Below are 11,791 nucleotides of genomic sequence, written 5' to 3'. Positions count from 1 at the left end.
TCGATATTTATGTGATTCGATCGCAAATTTTTTAAACAAAAAGTTAGACATTGTAATTTAGTTTTATTTTTCTAGCCATATGTTTAACTGCCTCATCTGTTGAAACGATATCAACAACAGATGAATACTGAAACAATCCCTCTTACAAAGAGGTGTTGATAATAGAAAACAATATTGGGTTAATTAAGTATTACTCTCCTATCGCAGATGAACCTATACACGGTTGCCAAAAACAACGTCTGCTTTTAAGTCTAACCACATTGGCTGCTGGGCCATTACCTTGGTAAACATCCTGCTTTGTAAATAACCGTTAAGCCACTGACGCAGCTTTGGATAAGGAGATTGCAAATACCATTGCCGCTCTACCCTGGCAAACTGACGTACAAACGGCATTAAAGCTAAATCTGCCAGGCTTGGTTTATCTGACATTAAATATTGATGCTGGCAGAGTCGCTTTTCAAGGTCTGCTAGATAAGGTTCACACTTTTGCCTGTCATCAAGAAGTGAAGTCTCATGATAACGTTTAGAACAGCGATATTGCTCTAAGTGTCCTTTAAACTCACTATCAAACCTTTCAATCATAACTCGCATTTCAGCTAAGGCATTGGGTGCTGATTTGTGGAGATAGTCATTGGGATCGGTTTGCGAAAATGCCCACTGCATAATCGATAAACTTTCATCAATCACCGCATTATCAAGTGTGACTAATACAGGGACAGTCCCTTTAGGCGATACAGCAAGCATTTCCGCGGGTTTATTACTCAATACTAAATCGCGTAAATACACCTGCTGACCAGAGGCGTATATAGCTAATCTAGCGCGTATCGCATAGGGGCAATTTCTTAAAGAATAAAGAACAGGTAATGACATGAAATTATTTCATCAGTAATCCGTTTAAAGAAAATATATTATATCACATTGCTAACTTAACTCTGATGCCATTAATAGTCACTATATTAAAAATGCACTAATACCGAACGTCTCTCTGAGTGTGTTGTAAACCGCTATATATCTGCCAATAAACAAGCAATGATTGAAAATAATCAATAGCAGATTAGACTTGTGGGTGAGATAATCACCAAACTAGACCTCCGTGGATAATCCCTTACCGTTCTAAACAGTGATGCTGAGTATAGATTATCATTAGTCCCGCTTGGATGACTTAATTCGCTTTTTCAGCGGTATAACATGTTGGCTTTTTATGAAAATTACTCGGCTTCGCTTTACTTTGGTAATGCTGAATACAATACACGGTAGAAACTTGAATCATAAGCAATATACTCACCTTTTTCGGCGAGCCGGGGACAATTTGCCTTGACGGTAATGAGGTAAAAGCTTCGCTGTTACACGCATCAATTACAGATTCTTTATCCGATGAAATTACTTTGAACACGTTTAAACCTGAGGTATTAAATTGCTTTTACCACAATGCAGGGTTGAGAGCATGATGCCTTTAATAATTCACTTACTTTAACTTACCACCCCCTGTTTATTGGTAAATTAATTGAGGCGACAAATATCCTGATACAAGGAGATATATGTAAAAGGGCGAGATTGTTATCTGAATTATTAGAGGGCTAACCAAGCAAAAGACAAAGTGATACTGTATTTTTATTGTAAAAAGCTAGGGATCTATTAACAGTGTTGTAACTAGATACCTTGCGTATATCAATTGCGGTGTTATTATTTGATTAATTATTACCTTTGATCATAAAAAGGATTACATTCATAGATAATTCAGATACTAAGCTCGAAAGCTTTGGCGTGTTGCAACAAACCCGTGTAATTGCTTTATTCTCCCTCGTTGGCATGTCAATCACCTTCGCCATGGCGCTTTTTGCTATTTACGATAGTAATTTTATATTATTTCTAGCCTTAGGCCTATCTAGTGTCATTTATGCTGCTGCCTACTATCTTGTTAAACAAAAAAAACATGTTAAGTTAAGTTCGTACATTGTTATTTATTCACTTTATGTATTAATGTTTTACTTAATTTACTCGGGTGGAGTTGCCTTAACGGGACCGCTGTGGATTTTTATTGTTCCTCCCGTATCCTTGTATATTCATGGTTTCAAGCGTGGCTTAATCAATATTGTTATTTTTATCGTAATAAGTTGTCTGATTATGTTTTGGCCACAACACATTTATCCCCACGCTGTTTACCCTACCGAGTTTAAACTTAGGCTACTGTATTCATTTTTAACCATCAGTTTTTTATCTGCCCTGTATGAATTTTCTAGAAATGAATTGTATAACAATGCGTTAGTTCTTAACGCTAAGTTACATCATCTTGCTCATTTTGATGAACTGACTGGGTTACATAATCGCAGAAATGCGCAAGGCATATTAAATCAATATGTCAGTACTGCAGACGTTTCAGCGCCTTTTTCGGTATTGTTATGCGACATCGATTATTTTAAGCAGGTTAATGATAAGTATGGTCACAATGCGGGGGATAAGCTGTTAGTTGATATTGGAAAGGTATTTAATCATAACTTAAGAGATTTAGATTATGTCGCACGATGGGGCGGAGAAGAGTTTCTTTTTATATTAACCGATACGGATAAAGTAAAAGCTTTTGATGTTGCAGAAAGGGTTCGTTGTGCAGTATCACAACATCTTTTTAGTCTGGAAGAGGAAGATATCAGCGTAACAATTAGTATTGGTATAGAAGAATACCACTCTCAGTTAACCATAGATCAGTTAATTAATTACGCCGACAAGCATCTCTATGAAGCAAAAAGATTAGGCCGTAATCGCTCAATTCCAGTACCAAAATATTAAACAAGCTTAATCCTGTATATAGTATTTAACGCAGTTTCTACCGTCAGATTTCGCTAGGTAAAGCTGTTTATCGGCACGTGCAAGTAAGGTATCGACATCATCACCCGTTTTAAAGTTTGAAATCCCTATAGATACCGTAACATGACCAAGATTTTGTTTAGTCTCTTTACCAATTGTTAGCTGTTTAGCGGATATGCGAGTTCTTAATTTCTCGGCGACAATCACGGCATCACTTATTTTGGTGTCTGGCAACATGATAATGAATTCTTCACCGCCATAACGAGCAACGAAATCTTCACCTTTAACGGCATTTTTCAAGGCTAAAGCGACATAAGCTAGCACCTTGTCACCTATCAGATGGCCATATGTATCATTAAAGGCTTTAAAATTATCGATATCAATCAGTAATAAGCAGCAGCCTGTTTGTGTTTCTTGAAAAGAGGTGAGTTGCTCTAATGCAAAAACTTCATATGCGCGACGATTATTTAATGAGGTTAATTCATCTGTCATTGCCACCTTACTTAAATTTTCCATTTCACCTTTTAAGTTAAGCAGTTCATCACCAAGTGTGACAAGATCAGATTTCATTCTATTATTATCAGCAACAACCTGCTCTACTTCTGCCGCTATATTTAGTACTAAATCGGCCAACATTTCTGACGATGGGTTTTGTTGTAGTTGCTCACTAAACCCGGATAAATTCTCACCAAATGAGGCTGTACCTTCGGTCATTTGATCAATTTTATTAAACAAGCTTTTTATTAGAATATGCGTTTCAATCTGAACATTTTCAATGATTTCTGGGCTACGCTCTTCAATAAAGCGATTATAGAGACCTGAAGTGACGCTGGGAGTAAACACGACTCCATTGGCAATTAAACCATCAATAGCTCTTTTTAAATTAAGATTCGATTCGGCAAAATACTCATACCAAATTGCATAATTTTCTGGGGTCACGGGAATATTAAGCGCTGTCATTTTAGGTACGGCGAGTCTAAGAATATCTGCTGTTTGCTCTATATTTTGGTTATGCTGCATCATCTACGACTATCCTAATGACATTGTGACTGGTGTTAATGACTATAATAATGTTATGTCACACTTGTTACAGAAAAACAATTGTTTACGTGTAAATAGGTGTTAATTTGTTACTGGCCGCATCAGCCATTTCTATTATAATGTTAAAGATTAAATTTAATTTTATTTTTAACCCTTTTGTTATCTCTGTGCGTTTACAATTATATATTAGGTAATTATTTGGACGTCAAAGAGGTTTTTATGAATTATGTATTACCATTATCAGTTGTACTTTTATCAACTGGTCTATCATTTTCAGCTAATGTGATGGCGACAAGTCCCGTTTATCAAGAGCAACTTAATACTCTGTCTGCTAAAACAGATGTGTATACCGCAAGTGATTATGTATCTTCAGAGCAAATTAAGATGTTTCCTAAGCCTGATGACAATATGAAACAGCATGTTATAACACTGCCTACATTATCAAATGAAGACCAGTATATGCTTGAAATCGAAATTGGTCAGAATAAGTTAGTCGATTGTAATCGGCATAAACTTATGGGTGAAATTGTACAAAAAACGGTTGAAGGCTGGGGGTATAATTACTTTCAGGTAGATAAAATAATGACTGGCCCAAGTACCATGATGATGTGCACTGAGCCTAAGACGACTCAGTTTGTGATACTAGGGGAAAGTATAAATGAGAATTATGATAGCCGTTTACCAAAAATATACTACTTGCCACATGATGCACAGCTAAGATATCGCATTTGGCGCGCTGAAACACCTTTTAGCTTTAGTGGTAACTAACTCTGTAATATATTGTTTTTAAATAATAATCAAGCTCGGTTGTTGTAATGTTTGGCGATACTAATTTGTATTAACGTGTACTTATTGCTATGTACTCATTTACAGGTATTCGCTCACATTGGATATAATAGCCGAGCATTCAATATTCTATTTTGATGCTTTAAAATGATTAATATCGTCTTACTCGAACAACTTGCATTGTTTCAACTTTGAAACCCGCTACAGTCTGCTCTCGTGGGTAATAAGTTAAATTCACTTTTTGACCCACCAAGCTTTTAAACTTTTTATTACGACGATATTTGAAAGGAACATCAAAACCTTTAATCATTAAGGTTTGTAATACCCATTCACCCTGCTCTCGCTGAGTATGCGACTCAACTGTCACGCCGTCACTGTGGATTAGGTTTGAATGTTTTTTGAGTAACTCATCACTGTCTGTAGTCATTTATCCTCCAAAGTGTTTAAAACATTTACGATCTCTTGATAGCGCCATTCGCTTAATGCACCATATCCAGCCAGATTTTTAACCTTTAATCTGGCCAGAATGGGCACACTCATACCCGCAAGAAACTTTGTTAACGTAGAATGAGTGATAGTAATATTTTTAACTTTAACCTGTTGTTTTAATTCAGTTATAAACTGATTAAGTTGGTTTTTATCAATTTTTTGGCTTGTATGGGTAACAGGCAACTTTGCGACTTTACCGTCACACACACTGCAATGATGGCATTCAATTGGCGCGTTCATATCATCAAAGTAACACGCTAAGTTTCGCGACAAACACTTACCTAGCTCGAAAAAACGGACTAACTGGGCAATACGCAGTATCTCTTTAGTCTCTTTATCTTTAAAGTATGTATGCATTTGCGAAGCAATAGAAACCTCAACAATAGCGGTCATATTAACATAAAATACTTGAGTCATTTTCTTTGTTTCTAAAATAATTAATTCTTGCTCGGCTAAGTACTCAAGTGCGGCAACGACTCTTGCTCTAGGCTCCTTTGTGGCTTGATGTAATCCATCAAAATCAAGTTGGCCCCAGATTTTTTTGAACTGAGTATGGTCAAATATCTTTTGTATAAATGCGGCTCTAGATGGGTCAAAACGAGCCAACAAATCCAGCTTGTCAATTAACAATTGGTATTTAAAATCTGCAAAATAAGCAAATGTAGGTTGGATAACGCCCTGCAGTTCAAGTTGAACCAACAGCGTTTTCAAAGGCAATGTTTTGATATTACAGGCTTTGGATAGTACCAGCTCTTGCATTTCCCATTTGCCGGTTTCATCGGTTTCTGTTTGAATAATGTTGAGTAACTTTTCGATATCTTGCAAATCTGGCGTATCAGCGTAAACAAAATTCTCAATGGTATTTAAGCCATCTAAATTGGCTAAGGTGATACATGTTGATGCTTGGCCATCTCTACCTGCTCGTCCTATTTCTTGACTGTAATTTTCGATTGATTTAGGTAAATCGTAATGAATGACAAAACGAATATCAGACTTATCTATGCCCATACCAAATGCAATAGTGGCTACAATGACTTGAATTTGATTGCTCATAAACTGTTGCTGGATTGATTGCCTAGCCTGGGTATCCATACCAGCATGATACGCCTGCGCATTGATACCATTGCTTACTAGCGTGCTAGCAACTTGTTCTGCGGTTTGTTGCAATGTCACATATACAATACCACTGCCAAATAAGGCTTGGATTTGGCGAGTTAATTGCTGTGTCTTATCCAACTTAGCAACAGGAACGACCTGTAAGTTAAGATTGTCTCGATAAAACCCAGTTTGAATGACATGTTGAGCTTTAATACCAAATCGGGCACACATGTCCTGCTTAACTTTCTTGGTTGCTGTCGCGGTTAATAACAGCACTTGTGGAATAGAAAACGTTTGGCAAATTTGCGGTATTTTAAGATAGTCTGGCCTAAAATTGTGCCCCCATTCTGAAATACAGTGAGCTTCATCTACCACAAGCTGAGAAATAGTCACTTGGGAGAGGAACTGCCTGAATCTTTCATTTTTAAACCGTTCAACCGACACCATCAGTATTTTACATTCACCCTGCTTTACCGAGTGCATGACAGATTGAATTTCTTGTTGATTAAGGCTTGAATCAATACTTGCTGCGTTTATGCCTGTTGATTTAAGAAAAATCAATTGGTCTTGTATTAACGCAAGTAAAGGGGAAATGACCAAAGTAAGATGGGGGAGATTAATTGCACTGAGTTGATAACAAAGTGACTTACCTGATCCCGTAGGAAATATTGCTAGCGTAGACTGTCCTTGTATAACCTGCTGTATAACCTCTAACTGACCGTCTCTGAAAGTATCAAAACTAAATTGTTGTTTTAATTGTTGATACAAATATGCTGCACTGTGGCGATCGGTCATCAATCTATTCCTAACGTTATCATGCTATGTATGAGCGGGAAGTTTCCTCGCAATATATTTATTGATTAGTTCAGTTAACTTGTCTTCAAAAAACTCTTCAAGTTGGGCTAAATCAGCGTCACAGGCTAAAACATATTTAGCCGCTTTATCTTTTGTTAATATTTTACCTGCAAGGCTGTATTGTAACTCATCTAAACTTTTATCAAATCTGGGAGTAAGTTGCCATTGGCAAATATCAGCATTGAGTGACTGCAATGCACGTTCTGCGATGGAGCAAAATATTTCAATATGATCAATTCCATCTGGCCCTAAGCAACCAGGTTCTAGGCGATACAGTATCACCATTTTGCTATTAACCATGCTTTGACTATGTTGAGTAACGCCATCACCCATGAGGAAATATCCTTAATATACCTGCATCAATTCAGTACTATAATCTTACTTGTTATTAATTTAGATCGCGAATAAATTAACATTGGTGACTATTTCGCTGCATGTACAGCATCAAGATACTGCTGTTGATAATCACTAATTGGCGTTAATGTGTCTTTTGCGCGTCGATTTCTACCCAGTAATGATGACTCAACAAACAAATCGAACCATTTCTGAAGTACGGCACCATTTAAAGGCTCTCCAGCAGCTTCAAGCGCTAATGCTGCAACTTCCGCCGTGCCTAATTGAAAGTCATGGCTCCCTTTTCGAAGTGCATAGGTTGCCAAGATCTCAGGAGAAAAAGACAGTACCGGCATACTGTGAAGATAAGTACTTTTACGATACATTTTTATGGCTTCACGCCAACTGCCATCAAGCAGCACTAATAAGGGACGCTTGCCCGCTAATTGCTGCGTGTCAACATGATTGATAACAGGCTGATGACTTTCAATGTACTGCTGAGGAAAAATTAAATAAGGCTGATAGATGGGGTTATCTAAGAGTGCCAACATTGCTTGAGGCGGACTGGTTCTGTCCCATAAAAAAGCATGAGTGTCTGGAATAAGATCGGCAATTAATCGACCAGAGTTAGTCGGCTTTAACACTTCATCATTATACATTACCAACAAAAAACTCACTGTCGATGTCAGTAACTGACGTAACGCACAGGTACAAAATTGTTCACCTAATAGGCACAGGTCACAACGAACGAGCTTCTTTCCTCTGGCACCAAATGGCTTAGTTGAGAGTGACTTTCTATATAAATAGAGTTGATGAACAGCGTGCTGTGGCGCATTTGACTTGTCAGTCATAACTTTCACTTATGCAATGAAAAAATCACCACTCAGATAAGTGATGATTTTTAGATAATTAGCTGGCTATTATAAAATACGTTTTAGCAAAAAGTCTGCTTTTAATCGCCGTATTCGATTCATTATCTTTTGAACCGGCTGCGGGTAAGTACGTAATGCGTCTAATTGACTGTAGTGAAATAAGCGCTCTGTATATTGCAGAATATGGATTTGCTCATCAATAAACTGTTGCTTCCAGCTGCCGGATTCATCATGCAATAACAGGCCGTTTTCTAGATCTAATGCCCATGCCCTAGGGTTTAGATTTGAACCGGTTATCAAATGCTTTCTATCATCACAACTGATGCCTTTAAGATGATATGAGTTATGTTCATGCTTCCACAAGTGGATACTCAATAGTCCTGATTCAATGGCCCATTGCTGACGTTTGGCAAACTTGCGTAACGACTGCTCATACATATAAGGTAAGGCGCCAATGGTAGAGAAATCTTTTTCTGGTGGAATATAAAAATCATTGGCGGTTTTATCACCGACGACGATATCCACTTTAACGCCCTCTTTTAGCTTCTTGTTTATCACTTTAGATAACGCAGCTGGCGGATTAAAATAGGGCGTACAAATGAAAAGGCGTTTTGATGCACTTTCAACCAAATCAATAATGACTTGATTTAACGTATTGTCTTTTTTTCCAAGTCCAACAAGTGGAGTGACTCTATTGCCAATACGAGTAGACACATATTCGTAGTGAGCTTGTGATAAACGGTTTTTAAAATTGCGAATATCATTTTTGTCACTAACCACTTCGGTTTCAACTGGCTGTGTTAATGCTGTTACCGCAGGATCGCTAATAATGTAATCTTGGATCATGGCTCGCATACTTTGTGCAAGTTCAGCACTTTTAATCAGATGGTATCGATCAAAGCGATATTTATCAGCTTGCTGCATGTAAATATTATTGATACTTGCGCCACTATAAATAACTGTGTCATCAATAATAAAACCCTTTAAGTGCAACACGCCCATAAACTCACGTGACTTTACTGGAACACCTAAAATATCAATGGGATATTGTGCTGCAGCAATGGCTTTTCTATATAAGATATAATTACCGCTATCCCCTTTTTGGCCAATCAAACCTCTTCTAGCCCGATGATAGTCAACCAGCACTTTAACATCGAGTGAAGGATTATTGGCTTTGGCGGTTAATAATGCTTGTAGCACTTCTCTACCCGCTTCGTCATCTTCAAGGTACAAAGCAGCAATATAAATTGATGTTTTAGCTGACGCGATTTGACTCATTAACGTTTGTTTGAAATTTTTGGGTGTTAATAACCAATTTAACGCATCAGGTGATAATGAAATTCCACCAAGCTTGTCCAGCAAGGCATCCTCCTTAAAATTGTGTACCATTGCGATAATACCTTTCACGCTCTAAAACATGAAAAATGACAACAATATCTTTAATTGATGACTGTACCGTTAATATGATATCGCGAACGGCGTACTCGACAGCATCTTGAATAAGTTTATCACGGGGGAACCAAGATATTTCGATCAACACCAGCCCTAAAAACGGACTTGCACCACTAAATTGCTTTGATTCAATCCACTCTAATGTATAACTACTCTTTGCATTACCACAGAGTTTAGAAAGCTGCTCAAATAATGGTTGGCTGATCTGCTCCGCAACGCGTTGGTTAACACCACGTATTGTTATGTGGGGCATATCGTTAACTCTGACTGTGAACAAGTTGGCATAGAAAGTACCGATTTAAAAACTATTGAGCAAGAAATTTCTGTTAAAACCCCTCATACCAGCATTTTTAGCAGTTTAAATGCTCACTTTTGTGGCGTAAAGCCCGTAATAATTGTAATTTTTTATTTTATACAAATCATTTTAAAACGCTTACAATTGCCGTAGTTTACCTAGATTGATTACCTTAAGTTGCTGATATATGCGTTTACATAAACCGTTGAACTTGTTCATTACCGCTTTAGTGTTATTTTGCCTAGATAGCTCAGCACAGCAAGTATTAACTCATACACAAATTGAACAAGATAGTGCTGAGGATCAGCTACATGTTGCTGCAATAATGAATTTGATCAAGCCGGAATCATCACTCATAGCATTAAGTGTGTGGGATTTAGCTGATAATAGGAGCGTATTTAAACAAAATTCAAATGCCTTGATGAACCCTGCCAGTATACAAAAATTACTGACGGCATTAGTCAGTGCAAAACAACTGGGTCAATCATTTCAATATAGAACCCAGCTTTTAAGCGAGCAGAAACTCGACATAACAAATGGTATATTGAAAAATGAACTTTATGTTACTTTTTCTGGTGATCCAACTCTAAAGCAACGCCATTTAATTACCTTGATTAATCAATTAAAACAAGCAGGTGTTCACACTGTTAATGGCAACATACATCTTATTGGCCATCACCAAGATCAGCTTCAAGCACCTGGTTGGGTGTGGGATGATTTAGGCATTTGTTATGCCGCCCCTATCTCTAGTTTTATTATTGATAAAAATTGTGTTTTCGCTAGGCTTAGCGCAAATGGTTACAACAAAAAGGCGACCTTAAAAGTCATGGGGAAAAGACCGATATATGTTGAAAATGAAGCCGTTTTCGCGCCATATCAGCCAAGTGCTATTCCATGCGATTTACAGTTAATAAGAAAAGACAGTAATCATTTTACTCTTAAAGGTTGTTACGCTGGAGCCAAATCTTTACCGTTAGCCATTGCAATTAACGAACCTCAAGGTTATGCCGTCAATGTTGTTAAAGCGATTTTTAAGCAACAAAAGATAAGGTTAACCGGTAAAGTTGTTGTTGATACAACACTGGCCATACCAAATGGAGAATTGCAGCCTATTGCCACGCATTTATCAGCACCTTTGCCTAAGCTGATTGATGAGATGTTACTTAAATCAGATAACCTGATGGCTGAAGCCTTATTACGCACCAGCGCCGAGGATTTTAAACAACAGCCATTAAACTTTAAGCAGACAACACAAGCTTTAGTCGTCATGTTACGGGAATTGGGGATTGAGCTTGAAATGGCAAACATTGCCGATGGCTCAGGCCTTTCTCGCTATAATTTATTATCCGCAGAACATGTTATGGCTGTTTTAAAAGTCATTGCCACTGATCAGGATTATCAATATTTACTCGGCAGTCTGCCTGTTGCGGGCATAAAAGGCACCTTAAAGTACAAGCGTTATTTCACCAAACCGCCTTTAAAGTTCAAAGTCATGGCGAAAACCGGCAGTATGTTAGGCGTGTCAAACTTAGCGGGCCAGTTTCAAGCATCTAATGGTAAAATGTATCTGTTTGTGTTGATCGAAAATGGACTTAGTCCGAAAATCAAGCGAAAACAAAAAGCCCCTTTCTCGGCTATTTTATTGCAAAACTTGATGGATATGCCATTAGTTCGTCTAACAAATTAGTTCGTCTAACAAAAGATCACTCTATTCAGTAGAGTAAAGTCAAATAACTGCCAACAAAAAAAGCACCTTTCAGGTGCTTTT

The 11,791-nt window shown here is 37.6% G+C and carries 11 protein-coding genes and 1 pseudogene; 3 read left to right on the top strand and 9 right to left on the bottom strand.

Annotated features, from left to right (window positions below; translation table 11 throughout):
* Positions 1 to 213: 213 nt before the first annotated feature.
* Together ACRWP9_RS11575 and ACRWP9_RS11570 are read right to left on the bottom strand one after the other, a co-directional pair.
* Positions 214 to 870, bottom strand: a complete 657-nt coding sequence (locus tag ACRWP9_RS11575; RefSeq protein WP_434926139.1) for a glutathione S-transferase — start codon at positions 868 to 870, stop codon at positions 214 to 216.
* A gap of 295 nt (positions 871 to 1,165) precedes the next feature.
* Positions 1,166 to 1,363 (bottom strand): annotated as a pseudogene (locus ACRWP9_RS11570) (IS3 family transposase); the annotation flags it as partial.
* Between the two features lie 401 nt (positions 1,364 to 1,764).
* Between ACRWP9_RS11570 and ACRWP9_RS11565 the strand changes: the two are divergent.
* A complete protein-coding gene (locus ACRWP9_RS11565) occupies positions 1,765 to 2,784 on the top strand; it encodes a GGDEF domain-containing protein (protein WP_434926138.1) in 1,020 nt (339 codons plus the stop codon).
* A 6-nt stretch (positions 2,785 to 2,790) separates the two neighbouring features.
* Here the strand turns inward: ACRWP9_RS11565 and ACRWP9_RS11560 are convergent, their stop codons facing one another.
* Positions 2,791 to 3,822, bottom strand: coding sequence for a GGDEF domain-containing protein (locus tag ACRWP9_RS11560; protein WP_434929040.1), 1,032 nt, complete (start codon positions 3,820 to 3,822; stop codon positions 2,791 to 2,793).
* A 240-nt stretch (positions 3,823 to 4,062) separates the two neighbouring features.
* On the opposite strand from ACRWP9_RS11560, the gene eco reads away from it, so the two are divergent.
* A complete protein-coding gene (eco, locus tag ACRWP9_RS11555; RefSeq protein WP_434926137.1) occupies positions 4,063 to 4,611 on the top strand; it encodes a serine protease inhibitor ecotin in 549 nt (182 codons plus the stop codon).
* Between the two features lie 169 nt (positions 4,612 to 4,780).
* Here eco and ACRWP9_RS11550 read toward each other — a convergent pair whose 3' ends face one another.
* The 6 genes from ACRWP9_RS11550 to ACRWP9_RS11525 all read right to left on the bottom strand — a co-directional run bounded on the left by ACRWP9_RS11550 (position 4,781) and on the right by ACRWP9_RS11525 (position 9,981).
* Positions 4,781 to 5,056: a hypothetical protein gene (locus ACRWP9_RS11550; protein WP_434926136.1), complete on the bottom strand. Its 276-nt coding sequence runs from the start codon at positions 5,054 to 5,056 to the stop codon at positions 4,781 to 4,783.
* Positions 5,053 to 7,011 (bottom strand): RecQ family ATP-dependent DNA helicase, encoded by a 1,959-nt coding sequence (locus tag ACRWP9_RS11545; protein WP_434926135.1) that lies wholly within the window; start codon positions 7,009 to 7,011, stop codon positions 5,053 to 5,055. Before ACRWP9_RS11545 ends, ACRWP9_RS11550 begins: the two co-directional genes overlap by 4 nt.
* Positions 7,012 to 7,035: 24 nt before the next feature.
* On the bottom strand, positions 7,036 to 7,404 hold the full coding sequence (locus ACRWP9_RS11540) for a hypothetical protein (protein WP_434926134.1): 369 nt from the start codon (positions 7,402 to 7,404) through the stop codon (positions 7,036 to 7,038).
* A gap of 89 nt (positions 7,405 to 7,493) precedes the next feature.
* On the bottom strand, positions 7,494 to 8,255 hold the full coding sequence (locus ACRWP9_RS11535) for a tRNA-uridine aminocarboxypropyltransferase (protein ID WP_434926133.1): 762 nt from the start codon (positions 8,253 to 8,255) through the stop codon (positions 7,494 to 7,496).
* Positions 8,256 to 8,324: 69 nt separating this feature from the next.
* A complete protein-coding gene (gene pssA, locus ACRWP9_RS11530) occupies positions 8,325 to 9,638 on the bottom strand; it encodes a CDP-diacylglycerol--serine O-phosphatidyltransferase (protein ID WP_434926132.1) in 1,314 nt (437 codons plus the stop codon).
* A gap of 10 nt (positions 9,639 to 9,648) precedes the next feature.
* Positions 9,649 to 9,981 carry a DUF1904 family protein gene (locus ACRWP9_RS11525; protein WP_434926131.1) on the bottom strand — a complete coding sequence of 111 codons (333 nt, stop codon included), beginning with the start codon at positions 9,979 to 9,981 and terminating at the stop codon, positions 9,649 to 9,651.
* Positions 9,982 to 10,210: 229 nt separating this feature from the next.
* On the opposite strand from ACRWP9_RS11525, the gene dacB reads away from it, so the two are divergent.
* Positions 10,211 to 11,710 (top strand): D-alanyl-D-alanine carboxypeptidase/D-alanyl-D-alanine endopeptidase, encoded by a 1,500-nt coding sequence (gene dacB / locus ACRWP9_RS11520; protein ID WP_434926130.1) that lies wholly within the window; start codon positions 10,211 to 10,213, stop codon positions 11,708 to 11,710.
* The last annotated feature ends 81 nt before the right edge of the window (positions 11,711 to 11,791 follow it).

Origin of the sequence: Shewanella sp. HL-SH2 (assembly GCF_051164935.1) — a bacterium.
Taxonomy (GTDB): domain Bacteria; phylum Pseudomonadota; class Gammaproteobacteria; order Enterobacterales; family Shewanellaceae; genus Shewanella; species Shewanella glacialimarina.
The sequence above is the reverse complement of the archived record's forward strand: the minus strand, read 5'-3'. Positions and strand labels throughout refer to the sequence as shown.